At 60.4% G+C, this 20,284-nt stretch carries 19 protein-coding genes, 1 pseudogene and 1 other annotated feature; of the genes and pseudogenes, 9 read left to right on the top strand and 11 right to left on the bottom strand.

Features of this window, described 5'->3' with window-relative positions; genetic code table 11:
- Positions 1–45: 45 nt before the first annotated feature.
- Positions 46–798, bottom strand: a complete 753-nt coding sequence (locus REA38_RS09800; protein WP_033647584.1) for a YciC family protein — start codon at positions 796–798, stop codon at positions 46–48.
- Between the two features lie 34 nt (positions 799–832).
- Complete coding sequence (locus REA38_RS09805; RefSeq protein WP_033634766.1) at positions 833–1,273, bottom strand: YkgJ family cysteine cluster protein; 441 nt, start codon at positions 1,271–1,273, stop codon at positions 833–835.
- A gap of 286 nt (positions 1,274–1,559) precedes the next feature.
- Between REA38_RS09805 and ompW the strand changes: the two genes are divergently transcribed.
- Positions 1,560–2,192 carry an outer membrane protein OmpW gene (gene ompW / locus REA38_RS09810; RefSeq protein WP_004932076.1) on the top strand — a complete coding sequence of 211 codons (633 nt, stop codon included), beginning with the start codon at positions 1,560–1,562 and terminating at the stop codon, positions 2,190–2,192.
- A 44-nt stretch (positions 2,193–2,236) separates the two neighbouring features.
- Here ompW and REA38_RS09815 read toward each other — a convergent pair whose 3' ends face one another.
- From REA38_RS09815 to REA38_RS09840, 6 genes and pseudogenes are all read right to left on the bottom strand, one after another.
- The gene (locus tag REA38_RS09815; RefSeq protein ID WP_033634764.1) at positions 2,237–2,551 is read right to left on the bottom strand and encodes a BON domain-containing protein; all 315 of its coding nucleotides are present in this window, start codon (positions 2,549–2,551) and stop codon (positions 2,237–2,239) included.
- Between the two features lie 217 nt (positions 2,552–2,768).
- Entirely contained in the window at positions 2,769–3,575 is an 807-nt protein-coding gene (gene trpA, locus REA38_RS09820; RefSeq protein WP_308885796.1) for a tryptophan synthase subunit alpha, read from the bottom strand.
- The gene (trpB, locus tag REA38_RS09825) at positions 3,575–4,765 is read right to left on the bottom strand and encodes a tryptophan synthase subunit beta (RefSeq protein ID WP_033634762.1); all 1,191 of its coding nucleotides are present in this window, start codon (positions 4,763–4,765) and stop codon (positions 3,575–3,577) included. Before trpB ends, trpA begins: the two co-directional genes overlap by 1 nt.
- A 41-nt stretch (positions 4,766–4,806) precedes the next feature.
- Positions 4,807–6,168: a bifunctional indole-3-glycerol-phosphate synthase TrpC/phosphoribosylanthranilate isomerase TrpF gene (gene trpCF, locus REA38_RS09830; protein WP_079656981.1), complete on the bottom strand. Its 1,362-nt coding sequence runs from the start codon at positions 6,166–6,168 to the stop codon at positions 4,807–4,809.
- A gap of 3 nt (positions 6,169–6,171) precedes the next feature.
- Positions 6,172–7,768 (bottom strand): annotated as a pseudogene (trpD, locus tag REA38_RS09835) (bifunctional anthranilate synthase glutamate amidotransferase component TrpG/anthranilate phosphoribosyltransferase TrpD).
- Positions 7,768–9,330 carry an anthranilate synthase component 1 gene (locus tag REA38_RS09840; protein WP_308885797.1) on the bottom strand — a complete coding sequence of 521 codons (1,563 nt, stop codon included), beginning with the start codon at positions 9,328–9,330 and terminating at the stop codon, positions 7,768–7,770. The pseudogene trpD and the gene REA38_RS09840 overlap by 1 nt, the downstream one beginning before the upstream one ends.
- Positions 9,331–9,354: 24 nt before the next feature.
- Positions 9,355–9,458 (bottom strand) — a sequence feature (Trp leader region).
- A gap of 253 nt (positions 9,459–9,711) precedes the next feature.
- Between REA38_RS09840 and REA38_RS09845 the strand changes: the two genes are divergently transcribed.
- The 5 genes from REA38_RS09845 (at position 9,712) to rluB (ending at position 13,750) form a co-directional block, all read left to right on the top strand.
- Positions 9,712–10,593 carry a PHP domain-containing protein gene (locus REA38_RS09845; RefSeq protein ID WP_308885798.1) on the top strand — a complete coding sequence of 294 codons (882 nt, stop codon included), beginning with the start codon at positions 9,712–9,714 and terminating at the stop codon, positions 10,591–10,593.
- 47 nt (positions 10,594–10,640) lie between these two features.
- The gene (locus REA38_RS09850) at positions 10,641–11,261 is read left to right on the top strand and encodes an L-threonylcarbamoyladenylate synthase (protein ID WP_033643268.1); all 621 of its coding nucleotides are present in this window, start codon (positions 10,641–10,643) and stop codon (positions 11,259–11,261) included.
- A 114-nt stretch (positions 11,262–11,375) separates the two neighbouring features.
- Positions 11,376–11,735 (top strand): Rap1a/Tai family immunity protein, encoded by a 360-nt coding sequence (locus REA38_RS09855; protein WP_308885799.1) that lies wholly within the window; start codon positions 11,376–11,378, stop codon positions 11,733–11,735.
- Positions 11,736–11,883: 148 nt separating this feature from the next.
- Positions 11,884–12,681, top strand: coding sequence for an alpha/beta fold hydrolase (locus REA38_RS09860; RefSeq protein ID WP_033634754.1), 798 nt, complete (start codon positions 11,884–11,886; stop codon positions 12,679–12,681).
- A gap of 163 nt (positions 12,682–12,844) precedes the next feature.
- Positions 12,845–13,750 carry a 23S rRNA pseudouridine(2605) synthase RluB gene (gene rluB / locus REA38_RS09865; protein WP_308885800.1) on the top strand — a complete coding sequence of 302 codons (906 nt, stop codon included), beginning with the start codon at positions 12,845–12,847 and terminating at the stop codon, positions 13,748–13,750.
- A 37-nt stretch (positions 13,751–13,787) separates the two neighbouring features.
- On the opposite strand, the gene cobO is transcribed toward rluB, so the two are convergent.
- The gene (cobO, locus tag REA38_RS09870; RefSeq protein WP_308885801.1) at positions 13,788–14,378 is read right to left on the bottom strand and encodes a cob(I)yrinic acid a,c-diamide adenosyltransferase; all 591 of its coding nucleotides are present in this window, start codon (positions 14,376–14,378) and stop codon (positions 13,788–13,790) included.
- Between the two features lie 11 nt (positions 14,379–14,389).
- Complete coding sequence (locus REA38_RS09875) at positions 14,390–15,151, bottom strand: YciK family oxidoreductase (protein ID WP_164134177.1); 762 nt, start codon at positions 15,149–15,151, stop codon at positions 14,390–14,392.
- A 359-nt stretch (positions 15,152–15,510) separates the two neighbouring features.
- On the opposite strand from REA38_RS09875, the gene sohB reads away from it, so the two are divergent.
- Positions 15,511–16,557 (top strand): protease SohB, encoded by a 1,047-nt coding sequence (gene sohB, locus REA38_RS09880; RefSeq protein ID WP_060425418.1) that lies wholly within the window; start codon positions 15,511–15,513, stop codon positions 16,555–16,557.
- Positions 16,558–16,608: 51 nt separating this feature from the next.
- Here sohB and REA38_RS09885 read toward each other — a convergent pair whose 3' ends face one another.
- Entirely contained in the window at positions 16,609–16,860 is a 252-nt protein-coding gene (locus REA38_RS09885) for a YciN family protein (RefSeq protein ID WP_033634749.1), read from the bottom strand.
- A gap of 427 nt (positions 16,861–17,287) precedes the next feature.
- Here REA38_RS09885 and topA point away from each other — a divergent pair, with 427 nt between their 5' ends.
- Both topA and REA38_RS09895 read left to right on the top strand, forming a co-directional pair.
- Positions 17,288–19,885, top strand: a complete 2,598-nt coding sequence (gene topA / locus REA38_RS09890) for a type I DNA topoisomerase (protein WP_033647571.1) — start codon at positions 17,288–17,290, stop codon at positions 19,883–19,885.
- A gap of 125 nt (positions 19,886–20,010) precedes the next feature.
- Positions 20,011–20,284, top strand: a 274-nt coding sequence (locus REA38_RS09895; RefSeq protein ID WP_308885802.1) for a transposase domain-containing protein, incomplete at its 3' end; no start/stop codon positions are given.

Genomic DNA, 20,284 nt, shown 5'->3' on the forward strand with positions numbered 1-20,284 from the left:
AGGGGCGCGCCGAAGCGTGCCCCTTGATTTTCGCTGACGCCGGCGTTAGCCGCGCAGCAGCATATACAGGCGGAACAGGTAGATCAGCAGCAGGGCAGACACCAGGTTGCTCAACGCGGTCAACACCACGCTGGCGACGTTCGGCGTCAGCACCGACAGATGGCTCACCAAAAACAGCACCAGCAGTTTGGCCGCCAGCCACAGCATCATCGCCGGCACGATCACGCGTGCATTGGCGAAGGCCAGTTTGCTGCTCAGCTTGAGCGAAGCGAACACGCCTTTCTTGTCGACCGAGGCGATCACAGGCGCCAGCGCGAAGGCGATCGCCATCAGCACGCCCGGCACCACAAACAGCGTCAGGCCAAGCTGGATCAGCAGGGTGCAGATAAACAGCAGCAGCAGCAGGCGCGGCAAGTCGGGCGCCGAGGCGCCGAGCGCGCGCAGGGCGCTGGTGCGTTGCCCTTGCGACACCAGACGAATCAGCGTCAACATCCCGCCGACCAGCAGCACGTTGCCGACCAGCGCGGAGAAGGTGGCGGCCGCCGACACTTTCAGCAACACCATCTGCTGTTCCGGCGTCATCTGCTGGATCACTTCCTGAATGCCCATACCGGTAGACGAAGCGAAATCGCTGGTGGTGGCAGCGAGCGTCGCCAACTGTTCGGCATCGGGGCTGAAGGCCTGATTCAGCAGCACGGAGATAAACGCCGTCAACAACGCCAGCATCAGGATGCTGGCCAGTTGGTTGCGTAAAAAGTTAAAACTGTCACGGTACAAAGCGTTGGCCGTGATAGACATGCAGACTCCTTGGCGTCGGGAAAACAGAGATAAATCAGTGGGTGATTGTACCCTGTTCCACGCCGCTGTGGCACCCCGCGAATTGCACTACGCCTATTTCTTCAACGATCGTCGTCTCAGGCAGCGACAGCGGCAGGGGCACCGGCAAGGGCGGCAGGCCGTAGCGTTCCCGGGCGCGATCGCAGGCTTCGTTGCGCAGGCCGTTTTCACCGGACTGATCGAACTCTCTGCACGGGCTGGGCCGATTGAGGTAGATCGAGCAGGACACGGCTTTGCCGATCTCGCCGTCCAGCGCGTTGCAGCGGGGGGACTTGCTGTTGGTCCCCTGCATGCAGCGCAGGAACGGGGTCAAAGGCTCCGTCAGGGAAAGAGGGACGGTGCCGCCGCCGTCTTCGGCTTCGGCCCAATAGAATGACACTCGAAAATAACCGCAGCATGCGCCGCAGCTGACACAGGGATTAAGGATTTCGCTCATCTTGATTGCCCGCCGACTCCTCACGGCACCAACCAAAACCAACACGGAAAATGAAATTACCTCAGCCGCAATTTTCTCCGCAACCGAAATTTGAACATGTAGATAATTTGCAACAAAATCGATTTTTTGATGCAGATCAATCCTTGATTTATTAGGCGGTTAGGTAACCTTGTTTTTAGTAGGATTTTAAATTTTTACACATAAGATGTGATCTCGATGGGATCACAAATACCCGAAAGTAGGTATATTCCCCCTCGAGCGATTAACCACACAAATGGAATGGATAATGAAAAAGACAACTCTGATGGTATTGGCGACGATGATGGCGCCTATGTTGGCAAGTGCGCATCAGGCCGGTGATTTCCTGTTCCGCGCGGGCACCGCGACGGTGCGTCCAAATGCGGGTTCGGACAACGTGCTGGGATTGGGTTCGCTGGATGCGAAAAACAACACCCAGCTCGGTCTGACCTTCGGTTATATGGTGACGGACAACATCGGCGTTGAGTTGTTGGCCGCAACGCCATTCCGCCACAAGGTGACGCTGGGTGGCACCGATCTGGCGACCGTTCACCAGCTGCCGCCTACGCTGATGGCGCAATACTACTTCGGCGATAAGCAGGACAAACTGCGTCCTTACCTGGGCGTCGGCGTTAACTACACCACTTTCTTCGATGAGAAGTTCAACGACTACGGCAAAAGCGCCGGGTTGAGCAATCTTGATCTAAAAGATTCCTGGGGTGTGGCGGCGCAGGCCGGCCTGGATTACAACCTGGATGAGCACTGGATGCTGAACATGTCGGTGTGGTGGATGAATATCGAAACCAAAACTCGCTTCAACGATGCGAATGGCGGGCACCACAGCTTCGACACGCGTTTGGATCCGTGGGTGTTCATGTTCGGGGCGGGGTACCGCTTCTGATGAAGGCTCCAAGCAGGGAGGCGTTGCGCCTCCCTGTGTCGGTATTATTTAATCTGCATTACGTTTTCAACCGATTTCACGCCGGCCACGCCGCGTGTGACCTGCACCGCACGGTTGGCGTCATCGCTGGACGTCACGAAGCCGCTCAGCTGTACGCGCCCTTTAAAGGTTTCCACGCTGATTTCGCGTGACTTGATGTTTTTATCCGCCAGCAGTGCCGATTTCACTTTGGTGGTGATCACCGTGTCATCAATATAACCACCCGTTCCCTCAGATTTTGCCGTCGGCGCGCAAGCGCTCACCGCGACCGCCACAACGGCTGCCATGCACAAGGCCGAAAGGGTTTTAAAAAGCTTCATAAATTACTCTCCATGCAATGTTATGGTTGAAATTCGCTACGGTTTTTCGCCGCAGCGGGCGCATTCCCCAAATCAAACGAAGAAATGCATAGCGAACAAAGTTCATTGTGAGACAAGACCTGGGTTTGTTCAAATTTTTGCTGTAAATAAATGGAACAAACTTTGAGGGGAAACAAGCTGTTAAAGCGAGCGCCGGCAGGGCGCTCGCTGAAGAGGATCACGCCCGGGTGGCGCGCTTCATATTGCTGACGAAGGCCGCCAGCTTGGTCAGCATCTCCGCCGGGTTGGCATGGTGCTGTTCGATGATTTTGACGATTGCCGAGCCGGAGATCGCGCCGGTGGCCCCGGCCTGCAGCGCGGCCTTCACCTGCTCGGGTTCGGAGATGCCGAAGCCTTGCAGCGGCGGCGCGGCGTGGTACTCGCGCAGCTTGTTCACCAGGTGATGCAACGGCAGCTGCGCCCGGCTTTCGGTGCCGGTGACGCCGGCACGCGACAGCAGATAGGTGTAGCCGCGGCCGTGCGACGCGATTTCACGCAGCAGATCGTCATCGGCGTTCGGCGGGCAGATGAAGATCGGCGCGATGCCATGGCGCGCGGCGGCGGCGCGGAACGGCGCAGACTCTTCAAACGGCACGTCGGCGACCAGTACCGAGTCCACGCCCACTTCGGCGCAGCGTTGATAAAACGCATCGATGCCTTTATGGAACACCAGGTTGGCGTACATCAGCAGGCCGATGGGAATGGTCGGGTGCTTCTGGCGGATGGCTGCCAGCATCTCGAAGCACTGGGTCGGCGTGACGCCGGCGGCGAAGGCGCGCAGCGTCGCGCTCTGGATGGTGGGGCCATCCGCCAGCGGATCGGAGAAGGGGATGCCCAGCTCCAGCGCGTCCGCGCCGGCTTCGATCAGGGTGTCGATAATCTGCAGCGACAGCGCCGGATTAGGATCGCCCAGCGTCACGAACGGGACGAAGGCGCCTTCCTTGCTGCTTTCCAGACGCGTGAACAGTTGCTGATAACGTTCCATCAGATTTCTCCCCGTGCTTTCAAAATGTCGTGAACGGTAAATATGTCTTTGTCGCCGCGGCCGGACAGGTTGACCACCAGGATCTGCTCTTTCTGCGGCGTTTCACGGATCATTTTCAGCGCGTGAGCCAGGGCGTGCGAGGATTCCAGCGCCGGGATGATGCCTTCATGGCGCGACAGCGCCTTGAACGCTTCCAGCGCTTCGTCGTCGGTGATCGACACGTATTCGGCGCGGCCGGTGCTGTTCAGGTAGGCGTGCTGCGGCCCGACGGACGGGAAGTCCAGCCCGGCGGAAATTGAATAGGATTCTTCAATCTGGCCTTCGGCGGTCTGCATCATCGGCGCTTTCATGCCGAAGTAGATGCCGACGTGGCCGTGCTTCAGCGGCGCGCCGTGCTGGCCGGTTTCGATGCCCAGGCCGGCAGGTTCCACGCCGATCAGCCCAACGTCGGCGTCATCGATAAAATCGGCGAACATGCCGATGGCGTTGGAGCCGCCGCCGACGCAGGCGATGACCGCATCCGGCAGGCGGCCTTCGCGCTCCAGCACCTGCGCTTTGGTTTCTTCGCCGATCATGCGCTGGAATTCACGCACGATGGTAGGGTACGGATGCGGACCGGCGGCGGTGCCGAGCATATAGTGTGCGGTTTCATAGCTGCCGGACCAGTCGCGCAGCGCTTCGTTGCAGGCGTCTTTCAGGGTGGCGGAGCCGCTGTGCACCGGGATCACCTCCGCGCCCATCAGCCGCATGCGGAACACGTTAGGCGACTGGCGCTCGACGTCTTTGGCGCCCATATAGATGCGGCATTTCAGGCCGAGCAGCGCGCAGGCCAGCGCCGACGCGACGCCATGTTGGCCGGCGCCGGTTTCCGCGATGATCTCGGTTTTGCCCATGCGCTTGGCCAGCAACGCCTGGCCCAGCACCTGGTTGGTCTTGTGCGCGCCGCCGTGCAGCAGGTCTTCACGCTTCAGGTACAGCTTGGTGTTGCTGCCGGCGGTGAGGTTTTTACACAGCGTCAGCGCCGTCGGGCGGCCCGCGTAGTTCTTCAGCAGATCGATAAATTCCGCCTGGAATGCAGGATCGCGCTGGGCGCTGACAAAGGCTTCTTCCAGTTGTTTCAGGGCCGGCATCAGAATTTGCGGCACGTATTGGCCACCAAATTCGCCGAAGTAGGGGTTAAGCAGCGTCATGAGAGTTCCCGTTATTATCCGTTATTAATGTTGAGCCGTATTCAGTAGGCGCGCAGGGTCTGGAAGACCGAGGCCAGGCGCGCGGGATCTTTGATGCCCGGTTCGCTTTCCACGCCGGAGTTGAAGTCCAGCCCGGCGCAGCCGAGCTTGGCCGCCTCGACGCAGTTGTCGGCGCGCAGGCCGCCCGCCAGCATCACGTTAGTCAGATCTTCACCTTGCAGTACCGACCAGTCGAAGCGTTGGCCGGTGCCGCCGGCGCCGTTGTCGAGCAGATAGCGATCGACATGCTGCAGATCGCGCGCCGGCACCCGATCTTTCACGCTCAGCGCTTTCCAGATGCGGCAATCGGCCGGCAGGCGGGCGCGCAGGGCGTTGATATAGGCCTGGTCTTCTGCGCCGTGCAATTGCACCGCGTGTAGACCGAGGCGCTCAACGGTCAACGCCACGGTATCGACCTGGGCGTCGCAGAACACGCCGACGTACTTCAGCGGCGCGCCGGAGATCACTTCGCGAGCGCGGGTGATGTCCACATAGCGCGGCGAGCGGCCGACGAAAATCAGCCCGCCGTAGATGGCGCCGGCCTGATAGGCGGCGGCGGCGTCCTGCGGACGGGTCAGGCCGCACACTTTGTTGTCGCCCAGGATCACGCGGCGCACGGCGGCGCGCAGATCGGGTTCCGACATCAGCGCGCTGCCGATCAGGAAGCCGTTGGCGTAATGGCTCAGCTCGCGGATCTGCCCGTAGTTGTTGATGCCCGATTCGCTGATCACCGTCACGCCGTGCGGCACGCGCGGCGCCAGCTGACGGGTGCGGTTCAGATCGATGCTCAGATCGCGCAGATCGCGGTTGTTGATGCCGACCACGCGCGCTTCCAGCGCGATCGCGCGCTGCAGCTCTTCTTCGCTGATCACTTCGGTCAGCACGCCCATATTCAGGCTGTGGGCCACCGCCGCCAGCTGGCGATACTGCTCGTCGGTCAACACCGACAGCATCAGCAGGATGGCGTCGGCCTGATAGTAGCGCGCCAGGTAAATCTGATACGGATCGATGATAAAGTCTTTGCACAACACCGGTTGGCTGACGGTTTTACTGACCAGCGGCAGGAAATCGAAGCTGCCCTGGAAGTATTTCTCGTCGGTCAGCACCGAGATCGCCGAGGCGAAATCTTTATACACCGTGGCGATCTCTACCGGATCAAAGTTCTCGCGAATCAGCCCCTTGGAAGGCGAGGCCTTCTTGCATTCGAGAATGAAAGCCGTCCGGGTGCCCTGCAGCGCGTGATAGAAGCTGCGTTCGCTCGGTACGATGTCGTTCTGAAAGCCGGCCAGGGGCTGTTGCTGTTGTCGCGCCGCGATCCATTGCGCTTTGTCGCGGACAATCTTGTGTAGCACGGTTTCCTGCATCATTTATCCTCTTGCCGCCAGTGCGATGACACGCTCATAGGCCTGCCCGCTGTTGATCATATCCAGTGCCTGCCGCGCATTTTGGCGCAGGTCTTCATGTCCGAATAACTTCAGAAGCAACGCGACGTTGGCCGCGACCGCCGCGGCGTGCGCCGGCTCGCCTTTACCTTGTAACAGCCGCGCCAAAATGTCACGGTTTTCTTCCGGCGTGCCGCCCAGCAAGGCTTCCAGCGGATAGGTTTCCAATCCGAAGGACTGCGGCGTGAGCTGGTAGCTGCTGATTTCGCCGTTGTTCAATTCCGCCACGTGCGTCGGGGCGTGGATCGCCACCTCGTCCATGCCGCCGCCGTGCACCACCGCCGCACGCTGATAACCCAGCACGCGCAGGGTTTCGGCGATCGGCAGCACCAGTTCCGGGCTGTAAACGCCGATCAGCGCCAGCGGCGGACGCGCCGGGTTGATCAGCGGGCCCAGCACGTTGAACAGCGTGCGGGTTTTCAGCTGCTGGCGTACCGGCATGGCGTGACGAAAACCGGTGTGGTACTGCGGCGCGAACAGGAAACACACGCCGAGATCGTCCAGCGCCTTGCGCGCTTCTTCCGCCGGCAGATCCAGGCGGATGCCGAACGCCGCCAGCAGATCCGAAGAGCCGGAGCGGCTGGAGACGCTGCGGTTGCCGTGTTTGGCGATCTTCGCGCCGCACGCCGCCGCCACGAAGGCGCTGGCGGTGGAAATATTGATGCTGTTGGTGCCGTCGCCGCCGGTGCCGACGATATCGGCGAACGGGTAGTCAGGGCGCGGGAACGGCTGAGCGTCGTCCAGCAGCGCTTTGGCGGCGCCGGCGATCTCTTCCGGGCGCTCGCCGCGGACTTTCATGCTGATCAACGCCGCCGCCAGTTGGCTCGGCTCCAATTCGCCGCGCACGATGGCGCTGAACAGCTGTTGGCTTTCCTGCTGGCTCATCGACTCGGCGCGGTACAGTTTCTCAAGAATAGGTTGCATCGTCGTGTTCCTTATATTACTTCGCCAGCGCCCAGGCCAGGGTCTGCTCAAGCAGGCGCGCGCCGTGGGTGGTCAGAATCGATTCCGGGTGGAACTGGAAGCCGCACACGCGGCGATGATCGTCGCGCACCGCCATCACCATCTCGCCGAACCGGGCGTTGACGGTGAGATCGGCCGGGATATTGCTGCCGACCAGCGAGTGGTAGCGCGCTACCGGCAGCGGGTTGGCCATGCCGGCGAACATGCCTTCGCCATCGTGAACGATCGCCGAGGCCTTGCCGTGCAGGATCTCGCCCGCCTGGCCGACCTGGCCGCCGTAGGCTTCGACGATCGCCTGGTGGCCGAGGCAAATGCCAATGATCGGCAGCCGGCCGCGCAGGCGCTGCAGCAGTTCCGGCATGCAGCCCGCTTCGGACGGGGTGCCGGGGCCGGGCGACAGCATCAGCACCGGCTGGGTCATGTGCTCTAGGCGTTCGATGATCACCTCGGCGGCGATCTGGTTACGGTAAATCACCACCTGGTGGCCGCTGGCGCGCAGCTGATCGACCAGGTTGTAGGTAAAGGAATCGACGTTGTCGAGCAGCAGAATATCGGCCATCAGAACACCTCCTTGGCATGGTGCGCAGTGGCGATGGCACGCAGCACGGCACGGGCTTTGTTGCGGGTCTCGTCGGCTTCCGCCTGCGGGACGGAATCCAGCACCACGCCGGCGCCGGCCTGCACGGTGGCGATGCCGTCTTCAACGTAGGCGGAACGAATGACGATGCAGGTATCCAGATCGCCGGTGGCGGTGAAGTAGCCTACCGCGCCGCCGTAGCTGCCGCGGCGTGTGCCTTCGGAGGCGGCGATCAACTGCATCGCCCGCACCTTCGGCGCGCCGCTCAGGGTGCCCATGTTCATGCAAGCCTGGTAGGCGTGCAGCACGTCGAGATCGGCGCGCAGGGTGCCCACCACCCGGGAAACCAAGTGCATGACGAACGAATAGCGGTCCACCTTGGTCAGATCGGCGACGTAGCGGCTGCCGGCCTGGCAGATGCGCGCCAGATCGTTGCGCGCCAGATCGACCAGCATCAGGTGCTCGGCCAGCTCTTTGTGGTCGGTGCGCATTTCCAGCTCGATGCGGCTGTCGAGATCCAGATCCAGCGAACCGTCGGCACGGCGGCCGCGCGGGCGGGTGCCGGCGATCGGGTAGATTTCGATTTGCCGATTGCTCGCGTCGTATTTCAGCGCGCTCTCCGGCGAAGCGCCGAACAGGGTGAAGTCATCATCCTGCATGAAGAACATGTACGGGCTGGGGTTGTTGTCTTTCAAGGTCTGGTAGGCTGCCAGCGGCGCCGGGCACGGCAGGGAGAAGCGGCGCGACGGCACCACCTGGAAAATCTCGCCCTGGCGGATCGCTTCCTGCAGCCCGCTGACCACCGCGCCGTACTCTTCGTCGCTCTGGTTACAGCTCAGCTGCATGTTTTCCAGCGTTTGGTGCGGGATCGGCTGCGGGGTTTGTTGTAATTCGGCCTGCAGCTGTTCCAGGCGTTGCTGCAAACGCTGCGCTTCACTCGCCTGCTCACTGAAGACGCTGGCCTGCAGACGGGCCGAGCCTCGTTGGTGATCCAGCACCAGCAGGGTTTCCGCCAGATAGAAGCAGAAGTCCGGGCAGCGCTGATCCTGGCGCAGCGCCGGCAGGTCTTCGAAACCGGCGACCAAATCGTAGGCGAACAGGCCGCCCAGCATCACGGCTTCGCGCTCGTCCGCCGGGGAGTCCACCAGGGTCAGCAGCGTGCGCAGCGCGTCGAACACCGACAGTGAACGCAGGCGGGCGTCTTCGTCCTGCACCGCGTCGATCGCCGGGAAGCTCAGCTCGCGGCCGTTGGGGCGCGCCTGATTGCGCACCTCGGGCGGCAGCGCTTCGTCCAGCAGCGGCAGCAGCGCCGCACCGTTGGCGCTCAGTGCCTGCACGCTGACGGTGTGGCCCAGTGCGGTAATGCGCAGCGCGCTGTCAATCACCAGCAGGCTCTGCAGATTCTGTTTGCTGTTGATTTCCGCCGATTCCAGCAGCAGGGTGGCCGGACGGGCGCCGCACAGCTGGTGGAAAATGGTGGTGGGATCGCCCCGGTAGCTGGCTTGCGCCTTCAGCAATGTCAGTTGTGGTTTGATGTTCATCATCGGTGGTTCCAGTGAATTCTGTCCATAAAAAAGCCCGCATCAGGTGCGGGCTCAGGAAATCTGCATTGTCAGATGACAGCTATGCGCGATTACACCGCCCGCAAGAGGGAGGTACGCCACCAACCGTGAAGAGAAATGTAATTGTTCATTTGCAGACTCTCTCTGTTAACGCTCATCCGACACGGCCATTGCCGTGAACTTGTGTACTAGTTAACTGGTTCGAGAGGGCAAAGTCAACCCTCTTTTTGCACAATGTTTTAGCGGTCAGCGTGAATTATATTCATCATTCCGCTTGGCGTCCGCGGCCGGGGCAGAATAGATTTCCGTCCGGCCGCCGATCGCGGGTATGATAGAAAACCAAGCCATTGCCGGATAGCCGTTTTGACAGACAGTAACCCCCCATCCACCGCCTTTACTCTGTACGACCTCCACAGCCACACAACCGCCTCCGATGGCTACCTGACGCCGACGCAGCTGGTGCAGCGGGCGGTCGAGATGCGCGTGGGCGTGCTGGCGATCACCGATCACGACACCACCGCAGGCCTGGCCGAGGCCGCCGCCGCCATTGCGGAGCAGGCGTTACCACTGCGGCTGGTCAACGGGGTGGAAATCTCGACGCTGTGGGAAAATCATGAGATCCATATCGTTGGATTGGGCATGGACGTCGCGCACCCGGCGCTGGTGGCGCTGTTGGCGGAACAAACCGAACGGCGCAATCGGCGTGCGCAGGAGATCGGCGTGCGTCTGGGTAAGGCGCGCATTCCCGACGCCTATGCCGGCGCCCAGCGGCTGGCGGGCGACGGCGCGGTGACCCGCGGCCATTTCGCCCGCTATCTGGTGGAGATTGGCGTGGCGGACAACATGGCGCAGGTGTTCAAGAAATACCTGGCCAAGGGCAAAACCGGCTACGTGCCGCCGCAGTGGTGTACAATAGAACAAGCCATTGATGCGATTCATCAATCGGGCGGCCAGGCGGTGATGGCGCATCCCGGCCGTTACGATCTGACCGCGAAGTGGTTGAAACGTTTGCTGGCGCATTTCGCCGAACACGGCGGCGACGCCATGGAAGTGGCGCAGTGTCAGCAGGCGCCGCATGAGCGCTCGCAATTGGCGAAATACGCCCAGGACTACCGCCTGTTGGCCTCGCAAGGCTCTGATTTTCATCAGCCTTGTTCGTGGATCGAACTGGGCCGCAAACTGTGGCTACCGGGCGGCGTCGAGCCGGTGTGGCGCGATTGGCCGCAGCCTAGCGAGGCGGTCTGATTTTACGCGCGTGGCAACGCGCGCGGGCATCATTTTAGGAGCAAGTCATGAGTCAGCTTTTTTATATTCACCCGGACAACCCGCAGCCGCGTTTGATTAACCAGGCGGTCGAGGTGTTGCGCAAGGGCGGGGTGATCGTTTATCCCACCGATTCCGGCTATGCGCTGGGTTGCATGCTGGAAGAGAAGGCGGCGATGGAGCGCATTTGCCGCATCCGTCAGTTGGACGGCAACCACAACTTTACCCTGATGTGCCGCGATTTGTCCGAGTTGTCGACCTATGCGCACGTCGATAATACGGCGTTTCGCCTGATCAAAAACAATACGCCGGGTAACTACACCTTCATTCTGAAAGCGACCAAGGAAGTGCCGCGCCGCCTGATGAATGAAAAGCGTAAAACCATCGGCCTGCGCGTGCCGTCGAACCCGATCGCGCTGGCGCTGCTGGAGGCGCTGAACGAACCGATGATGTCCACCACCCTGATGCTGCCGGGCAATGATTTTGCCGAATCGGATCCGGAAGAGATCAGCGATCACCTGGGCAAGGTGGTCGATCTGGTGATCCACGGCGGTTTCCTCGGTCAACAGCCGACTACGGTTATCGATCTGACCGAATCCTCGCCGGAAGTGGTGCGTGAAGGGGCGGGCGACGCGGCGCCTTTCCGCTGATGTAAACCGTCGCCGACTTGCCCATTGTCTGAAAATCGGCTGAAGCGACGCTATTTCGGGTGAAAGCAGCTATTCTTGCTACTTCAGAATTGATAATGGGCAGGATGCGCACCAATGATTAAACGGGTTTCTTTTTTAGCGGCCTTATTATTTTCCTCGATGGCAAATGCGGGTTTTTATTCGGGCAGTTCCTTGCTGGCGGAATCCGGCGGTTACGTAAAAAATAAAAACGGTGAGGCCACCGTGGCCGAAGCGCTTAACGGCGGCATGTTTATGGGATACGTCGCCGGCGTATTCGATACTTATTCGATGCAGGGCAACCGCAATATTTGCCCGGAAGCCGGGATGAGTATCGGCACGGCCGCCGATGCGGTGATGCGCTATTTGAACGAGCATCCCGAGCAGTTGCATTACTCTGCGCCTTCGGTGATCATGCTGGCGTTAAGCGCCGCCTATACCTGCGTGCGCCATTAAATTTGCATTCCATTTAGTGCGCATTTTTTCATAAGGTGCGCTCTCATACTTTCCGCACGAACTTCAATAGATCAATCTCCGCGGCGCTGTCACCTTAGCATCGTCGGCATCCCCCGAACGGGTCGGGGAGAGACGCGCAGGAGGTTATATGACCACATTTCACAGCGCCAACATCGCTCTCGATTATCAGGATATCGGCTCAGGGCCGCTCACGCTGGTGCTGCTGCCCGGCTGGTGCGAGCCGAAAACCGTGTTCGATCCCTTCATCGCCCTGGCGGCAGAACGTTATCGGGTGATCAGCATCGACTGGCGCGGCCACGGCCTGTCGTCAAAAACGGCGGAGATGTCGCTCGCGGCGGACGATTTGCTGGAAGATGTGCGTCAGCTACTGACGGCGCTGCGTTTGGACAACGTGGTGACTCTGTCGGTGGCGCACGCCAGCTGGCTGGCGGTGGCGTTGGCCGAAGCGTTGCCGCAGCGGGTGCGGGGCATGGTGTTTCTCGATTGGATCATGACGCAGCCAGAACCGGCGTTTTTTACGGCGGTGAGCCGTATGCAGCAGCCGCAGCAGTGGCTGGCGGCGCGCGACGCCTTGTTCGCCTTCTGGCAGGGCGGCATCCGCCACGAACGGGTCAAACGCCATCTGGAGGTCGAGATGGCACAAGAAGATTACCGGCTCTGGCGTGCCGCCGGCGTGGCCATCGAACAGGCCTACCGGCAATTCGGCTCGCCGCTGCAACGTCTGGCGGGAATGAGCGCGCCGCCGCCGTGCCGCCACATCTACTCGCTGGATCGCCGCGACGACTATCTGCGGCGCCAGCAGGCATTTGCCGCCGAGCAGCCGTTTTTCTCCGTGGTGCGTTTGGGGGAGGCTCGCACTCACCTCGGCATTCTGGAACGGCCCGACGCGGTGCTGTGGGCGGTGGAGGATTTTTTGGCGCCGTAAACGCCGCCCGAGGGAGGTCGCCGCCGATAAAGTGGGTTTCAACACCTTAGAAAGCCTGTATAATACGCGGTTCGATCCTGATAAATGTATTGTTACCGTTGTGGCGGTTGGCCGCGGCGGTTATCCCCCCGACGCCTGTGAAGGCGACATTAGAGGTTGCTCAATGAGCGAAAAGTTACAGAAAGTTTTAGCGCGCGCCGGGCATGGCTCGCGTCGTGAAATCGAAACCATGATTGAAGCCGGGCGCGTCAGCGTCGACGGCAAGGTCGCCAAGCTGGGCGATCGCGTTGAAGTGACGCCGGCGATGAAAATTCGCCTGGACGGTCATGTCCTGTCGATCAAAGAGTCTGAAGACGTGGTCTGCCGAGTGCTGGCCTACTACAAACCGGAAGGCGAGCTGTGTACCCGCAGCGATCCTGAAGGCCGCCCGATGGTGTTCGATCGTTTGCCTAAGCTGCGCGGTTCGCGCTGGGTGGCGGTAGGGCGCCTGGACGTCAACACCTCCGGTCTGCTGCTGTTCACCACCGATGGCGAACTGGCCAACCGTCTGATGCACCCGAGCCGTGAAGTGGAGCGCGAGTACGCGGTACGCGTGTTCGGCCAGGTCGACGATGCGAAAGTGAAGCAGCTGAGCAAGGGCGTGCAGCTGGAAGACGGCCCGGCCGCCTTCCGCACCATCAGCTTCCAGGGCGGTGAAGGCCTCAACCAGTGGTACAACGTGACCCTGACCGAAGGCCGCAACCGTGAAGTGCGTCGCCTGTGGGAAGCGGTGGGCGTGCAGGTGAGCCGCCTGATCCGTGTGCGCTATGGCGACATCGATCTGCCGAAAGGCCTGCCGCGCGGCGGCTGGGCCGAGCTGGATCTGCCGGCGATCAACTACCTGCGCGAGCTGGTGGAATTGAAGCCGGAAACGGTCAGCAAGATGCCGGTGGAGCGTGAGCGCCGCCGCGTGAAGGCCAACCAGATCCGCCGCGCGGTCAAGCGCCATTCGCAGGTGGCCGGCAGCGGCCGCCGCAGTGCGCCAGGCAGCAAGCCGGGTAAACCGGGCAAGCCGAGCAAACGCAGCTAATCTCTCATTCTGGCCCCGTTCGGGGCCAGAACTTTTGTTACCAATCGATCCCCTGTTGCGCCTTCACGCCCGCATCAAACGCGTGCTTCACCGGCCGCATCTCCGTGACCGTATCCGCCAGTTCCAGCAGATCGCGATGGCAACCGCGCCCGGTCAGGATCACCGTTTGGTGCGCAGGGCGCTCCAGCAACGCGGCCTTCAGCTCTTCCAGTTCCAGATAACCGTAGGTCAGCATGTAGGTCACTTCGTCCAGCAGCACCAGATCCAGGCTGCTGTCGGCCAGCATGCGTTTGCCGTGTTGCCACACCGCCTGGCAGGCGGCGGTATCGCCGGCTTTGTTCTGCGTCTCCCAGGTGAAGCCGGTGGCCATCACCTGAAATTCAACGCCGTGTTGCTGCAGCAGATTCTTTTCGCCATTGGGCCATTCGCCCTTGATGAACTGGATCACCCCGGCGCGCATGCCGTGGCCGACCGCCCGGGTGACGGTGCCGAAGGCGGCGGTGGTCTTACCCTTGCCGTTGCCGGTAAACACCAGCAGCAGGCCGCGCGTGTCCTGCGCCGCGTCGATGCGCGCATCGACCTGTTCTTTCAGGCGCTGCTGGCGCTGTTGATGACGATCTTCCGCCATGAAAACGCTCCTTATTCGGCCGCGCCGGGTTTACGGTTCGGCTGGGCGTCGAAGCTCATGCCGGTTTTGCGGCGGCTGTCTTCGCCCATCAGATACAGATACAGCGGCATGATATCGGCCGGGGTTTTCAGCTTGTTCTTGTCTTCGTGCGGGAAGGCAGATGCGCGCATTTTGGTGCGGGTGCCGCCCGGATTGATGCAGTTCACCCGCAAATTGCGGTTTTTATACTCGTCGGCCAACACCTGCATCATGCCCTCGGTGGCGAACTTCGACACCGCATAGGCGCCCCAGTCTGCGCGGCCGGTGCGCCCGACGCTGGAACTGGTGAACACCAGCGAACCCGCGTGGGATTTCAGCAGCAGCGGCAGCAGCGCCTGAGTCAGCATAAAGGTGGCGTTGACGTTAACCTGCATCACCTCTTGCCACATGGTCATCGACAGGTCGGCCATCGGCGCGATGTCGCCGAGCAGGCCGGCGTTGTGCAGCACGCCGTCAAGGCGGGGGATCTGGCGCGCCAGATCGTCGGCTATCTGCCGGCATTGCTCCGGCGTGGCGTGCAGCAAGTCCAGCGTCACCACCAACGCCGGGGCGCTGCCCTGGGCCGCGATCTCTTGTTGTACCGCCAGCAGCTTGCTCTCGGTGCGCCCCAGCAGCACCAGCCGGGCACCGAAGCGCGCGTAGGTCAGCGCCGCTTCGCGGCCGATGCCGTCGCCGGCGCCGGTGACCAGAATGATACGTTGTTCGAGCAGATCTTGCTTGGGTTGGTAATGCACGATAAATCCTCGCCTGGGTGGCCGTTCTCCCGCAGATATCGGGGAGCAAGAGTGAAACGCGCGGCCGGGGCGGGAGCGAAGGCTCGACCGTCTGCGGGCCGCGCAGCGAATGCGTCTCATCATATTGATGAATAATGGGTGTTATATGCCTTAATCCGCCGGCATTTTCAATGCGTAGCAGGCTGAAATGGCATTCTTTTGTAACAAAAGCGCGGCGGCGACGGCTTGGTTCGGCCGCAAATCGTCCCCATAGTGATGCTCCGTGCGCAATGAATTTTCATTTAGCCGCGACAGCAGCCGCTGCGGTTGGCTAAAATGGGAAGAATCATACTAACAACCTGTAAATAAAGGCGGAATCTGTGGAGTTTATATCTGTTTATGGCCTGTTTCTGGCCAAGGTTGCCACGGTGGTGCTCGCCATCGCCGCGTTGGCCATACTGGCTGTCAGTCTGGGGCAACGCAAGAGCCGCCAGAAAGGGGAGCTGCAGCTGACCGATCTCGGTGAACAGTATCGCGAGATGCAGCGTGATATGCGCCTGGCGCGTATGGATACCGCCGAGCAGAAGGTCTGGCTGAAACAGTTCAAGAAACAGACCAAGGCCGACGACAAGCTGAAAAAGCAGCGCGCCAAGTCCGGCGCGGTCGAGGTGGCCAAGCCGTGCCTGTATGTGCTGGATTTCAAGGGCAGCATGGACGCGCACGAGGTGACCTCGCTGCGCGAAGAGATCTCGGCGGTGTTGGCGGTGGCGTCGGCGCAGGATGAAGTCCTGCTGCGGCTGGAAAGCCCTGGCGGAGTGGTGCACGGCTACGGCCTGGCGGCCTCGCAGCTGGAGCGCCTGCGTAAAGGCGGCATTCGCCTGACGGTGGCGGTGGATAAAGTGGCGGCCAGCGGCGGCTACATGATGGCCTGCGTCGCGGATCGCATCGTGGCGGCGCCGTTCGCCATCATCGGCTCGATCGGCGTGGTGGCGCAGATCCCGAACTTCCACCGCCTGCTGAAGAAGAACGACATCGACGTGGAGTTGCACACAGCCGGGCAGTTCAAACGCACGCTGACGCTGTTCGGTGAAAACACCGAGCAGGGGCGCGAGAAGTTCCGCGAAGATCTGAACGAAACCCACGAGCTGTTCAAACGCTTCGTGCATGAGCAGCGCCCGTCGCTCGACATCGACAGCGTCGCCACCGGTGAGCACTGGTTCGGTTCACAGGCGAAAGAGAAGGGCCTGATTGACGCTATCGGCACCAGCGATGACTTGCTGATCGCCGAGCTGGATAACCACGAAGTGATCGCCGTGCGCTATTCGCGCCGCAAACGCCTGATGGATCGCTTTACCGGCAGCGCGGCGGAAAGCGTCGATCGCTTGCTGTTGCGCTGGTGGCAGCGTGGGGAAAAGCCGCTGCTGTAACGGCGGCGATAGCGTGAATCAGCGGGGGCCGGGCGCCCCCGTTTTCTTTTCTCAATCGACCAGGTGGTATTTTTCCGAAAGCAGATGGGCCAAATGTTTAAACATATTAAATACCGCGGTGGTTTTGGCGGTGGGCAATCCGTCGGCATCCAAAAAGTATTCGCCGCGGAAAACTAAAACGCCGTTTTTTTGTTCAACGTCGGTGGCGATCATGCCGTGCAGATAATCTTCGTGTTGGCGGATGATGTTATTTGCTTCCGCCAGCAGGGCCTCGCGGCCGATAGGGGCAGTATTTGTGCGCATTTATTAGACTCCAAACTAAAAACTCTGCGCATATTCTAACGCCGGTTCGCTTTTATCCGCAAACCGACTAAGGTTTATTTGCCGTCTGGATGGCCATGCGCGGCCGCCGGTTGGCGAAATCGGTCTTTCCGTGCTAATTAGGTTGCGTGACGCTTTTTATCAGGTACAGTGTGGGATTTTGCGGCGTCGGGTGGAAGGTTTTGTTTACGCCATGAATAAAACTCACACAGCCATACTTCTGGGGCATGGGTGAATAGCAGGCAGGATCAACAACTTGCGTTCAGGTTGAGCGGTTGGGCAACCAAAAGGAAAAAATCTGTTGATCTCTTGCCAGACTGCCGCAATATAAAAAAAGAGACACGAATTGCCGCGGCACGGCGAGATAAAAGACTTCTTTTTAGAAGAAATAAATTAGGTAAAGGTAAATATGGGTAAAGCTCTCGTAATAGTTGAGTCCCCGGCAAAAGCCAAAACTATTAATAAATATTTAGGAAGTGACTACGTGGTGAAGTCCAGCGTCGGTCATATCCGTGATTTGCCGACCAGTGGCTCAGCCAGCAAAAAGAGCGCTGACTCAACCGAAGACAAAGCCAAGAAAAAAGTTAAAAAAGATGAGAAGGCGGCGCTGGTAAATCGCATGGGCGTCGACCCTTACCACGGCTGGAAAGCGCATTATGAAATCCTGCCGGGTAAAGAAAAAGTGGTCGCCGAGTTAAAATCGTTGGCGGAAAACGCCGACCACATTTATCTCGCAACCGACCTTGACCGCGAAGGGGAAGCCATCGCCTGGCACCTACGGGAAGTGATCGGTGGGGATGACAAACGCTTTAGCCGCGTGGTGTTTAACGAAATCACCAAAAACGCGATCCAGCAGGCGTTCAAACAGCCGGGCGAGCTGAACATTGACCGCGTCAACGCGCAGCAGGCGCGCCGGTTCATGGACCGCGTGGTGGGCTATATGGTCTCGCCGCTGCTGTGGAAGAAAATCGCCCGCGGCCTGTCCGCCGGCCGCGTGCAGTCGGTGGCGGTGCGCCTGGTGGTTGAGCGCGAGCGCGACATCAAGGCCTTCGTGCCGGAAGAGTACTGGGAGCTGCATGCCGATCTGCTGGCGAAGGGTGAAACCGCGCTGCAGATGGAAGTGACCCACGCGCACGACAAGCCGTTCAAACCGGTCAACCGCGAGCAGACTCACGCCGCGGTCAAGCTGCTGGAAAAAGCCCGCTACACGGTGCTGGATCGCGAAGACAAACCGACCAGCAGCAAACCGGGCGCGCCTTTCATTACCTCCACGCTGCAGCAGGCCGCCAGTACCCGCCTGAGCTTCGGCGTGAAAAAAACCATGATGATGGCGCAACGGCTGTATGAAGCCGGCCACATCACCTATATGCGTACCGATTCCACCAACCTGAGCCAAGATGCGCTCAACATGGTGCGTGGCTACATCGGCGACAACTTCGGCGACAAATACCTGCCGAAGGCGCCGAATCAGTACAGCAGCAAAGAGAATTCGCAGGAAGCGCACGAAGCGATCCGTCCTTCGGACGTGAACGTGCTCGCTGAGCAGTTGAAAGACATGGAAGCGGACGCGCAGAAGCTGTATCAGCTGATCTGGCGCCAGTTCGTTGCCTGCCAGATGACGCCGGCGCAATACGATTCCACCACGCTGACGGTGAAGGCCGGCGATTATCAGCTGCGCGCCAAGGGCCGTACGCTGCGCTTTGACGGCTGGACCAAGGTGATGCCGGCGCTGCGTAAGGGCGATGAAGATCGCACCCTGCCATACGTCGAAATCGGCAGCGAACTGGATCTGCAGAAACTGATCCCAAGCCAGCACTTCACCAAGCCGCCGGCGCGCTACAGCGAAGCCTCGCTGGTGAAAGAGCTGGAAAAACGCGGCATCGGCCGCCCGTCCACCTACGCCTCCATCATCTCGACCATTCAGGATCGCGGTTATGTGCGGGTGGAAAGCCGCCGCTTTTATGCCGAGAAAATGGGCGAGATCGTCACCGATCGCCTGGAAGAAAACTTCCGCGAGCTGATGAACTATGACTTCACCGCGCGCATGGAAGATGGCCTCGATGAGGTCGCCAACAACCAGGCCGAGTGGAAAGCGGTGCTGGACGAGTTCTTCGTCGACTTCAGCGAACAGCTGGAAACGGCGGAGAAGGATCCGGAAGAAGGCGGCATGCGGCCTAACCAGATGGTGATGACCAGCATCGACTGCCCGACCTGCGGCCGCAAGATGGGTATCCGTACCGCCAGCACCGGCGTGTTCCTCGGCTGTTCCGGCTACGCGCTGCCGCCGAAGGAGCGCTGCAAAACCACCATCAACCTGGTGCCGGAAGCGGAAGTGCTCAACATCCTTGAAGGGGATGAGGCGGAAACCAACGCGCTGCGCGCCCGCCGCCGCTGCAAGAAATGCGGTACGGCGATGGACAGCTATCTGATCGACAACCAGCGCAAGCTGCACGTCTGCGGTAACAACCCGGCGTGCGACGGTTACGAGATCGAAGAGGGCGAGTTCCGTCTGAAAGGCTACGACGGCCCGGTGGTGGAGTGCGACAAGTGCGGCTCGGAAATGCACCTGAAAATGGGGCGTTTCGGCAAGTACATGGGCTGCACCAACGAGAACTGCAAAAACACCCGCAAGATCCTGCGTAACGGCGACGTCGCGCCGCCGAAGGAAGATCCGGTGCCGTTGCCGGAGCTGCCGTGCGAGAAGTCGGACGCCTATTTCGTGCTGCGTGACGGCGCTGCCGGCGTGTTCCTGGCGGCCAACACCTTCCCTAAATCGCGCGAGACCCGCGCGCCGCTGGTGGAAGAGCTGGCTCGCTTCAAGGATCGCCTGCCGGAGAAGCTGCGCTATCTGGCCGATGCGCCGGTGGCGGACGCCGAAGGCAATAAAACGCTGGTGCGTTTCAGCCGCAAAACCAAACAGCAGTACGTCTCTTCTGAAAAAGACGGCAAGGCGACCGGTTGGTCCGCGTTCTACGTGGACGGCAAGTGGGTCGAAGGCAAGAAGTAAGGCCAATGTCCCGCCCGCAAGATGAAAAACCAGCCCTGGCGGCTAATGCCGATCGTTTAAGGATCAATTGACCGATCCGGTAGTTGCTGTAAAAAGGGTCCATGGCATCATCATGGACCCTAAAAATGGAACTTTCCCAGGCTCTGGGCATTATCAATTTCACCACACCCGAGCGTGCTCCTTCTCGTTCCGACCTTATCCCCACTGAATTTATCCAGCAAGCCCTGACGCTTACCGATACCGTCACCCTACGCAAGCGAAAACTCCCTCTTGAATCGATGATTTGGCTCGTTGTTGGCAGGGCGGTTTTCTGCAACCGTCCGATAACTGAGATCGTTGGCCTGATGGATATTGTGGACCGAAACGGATGCCCGTTCACTGCCCGCAGTTCGGTTATCC

Origin of the sequence: Serratia sp. MF1(2023), from assembly GCF_030954545.1 — a bacterium.
Classification (GTDB): Bacteria; Pseudomonadota; Gammaproteobacteria; order Enterobacterales; family Enterobacteriaceae; genus Serratia; species Serratia sarumanii.

Excerpts from the sequence above, each read along its gene's own strand:
- cobO (WP_308885801.1), bottom strand. The coding sequence starts at position 14,378 with ATGGCGGAAGATCGTCATCAACAGCGCCAGCAGCGCCTGAAAGAACAG.
- REA38_RS09885 (WP_033634749.1), bottom strand. The coding sequence starts at position 16,860 with ATGCGCACAAATACTGCCCCTATCGGCCGCGAGGCCCTGCTGGCGGAA.
- REA38_RS09805 (WP_033634766.1), bottom strand. The coding sequence starts at position 1,273 with ATGAGCGAAATCCTTAATCCCTGTGTCAGCTGCGGCGCATGCTGCGGT.
- ompW (WP_004932076.1), top strand. The coding sequence starts at position 1,560 with ATGAAAAAGACAACTCTGATGGTATTGGCGACGATGATGGCGCCTATG.
- REA38_RS09815 (WP_033634764.1), bottom strand. The coding sequence starts at position 2,551 with ATGAAGCTTTTTAAAACCCTTTCGGCCTTGTGCATGGCAGCCGTTGTG.
- REA38_RS09850 (WP_033643268.1), top strand. The coding sequence starts at position 10,641 with ATGAGTCAGCTTTTTTATATTCACCCGGACAACCCGCAGCCGCGTTTG.
- topA (WP_033647571.1), top strand. The coding sequence starts at position 17,288 with ATGGGTAAAGCTCTCGTAATAGTTGAGTCCCCGGCAAAAGCCAAAACT.
- rluB (WP_308885800.1), top strand. The coding sequence starts at position 12,845 with ATGAGCGAAAAGTTACAGAAAGTTTTAGCGCGCGCCGGGCATGGCTCG.
- trpA (WP_308885796.1), bottom strand. The coding sequence starts at position 3,575 with ATGGAACGTTATCAGCAACTGTTCACGCGTCTGGAAAGCAGCAAGGAA.
- trpB (WP_033634762.1), bottom strand. The coding sequence starts at position 4,765 with ATGACGCTGCTTAACCCCTACTTCGGCGAATTTGGTGGCCAATACGTG.
- REA38_RS09800 (WP_033647584.1), bottom strand. The coding sequence starts at position 798 with ATGTCTATCACGGCCAACGCTTTGTACCGTGACAGTTTTAACTTTTTA.
- REA38_RS09855 (WP_308885799.1), top strand. The coding sequence starts at position 11,376 with ATGATTAAACGGGTTTCTTTTTTAGCGGCCTTATTATTTTCCTCGATG.
- REA38_RS09860 (WP_033634754.1), top strand. The coding sequence starts at position 11,884 with ATGACCACATTTCACAGCGCCAACATCGCTCTCGATTATCAGGATATC.
- trpCF (WP_079656981.1), bottom strand. The coding sequence starts at position 6,168 with ATGCAGGAAACCGTGCTACACAAGATTGTCCGCGACAAAGCGCAATGG.
- REA38_RS09840 (WP_308885797.1), bottom strand. The coding sequence starts at position 9,330 with ATGATGAACATCAAACCACAACTGACATTGCTGAAGGCGCAAGCCAGC.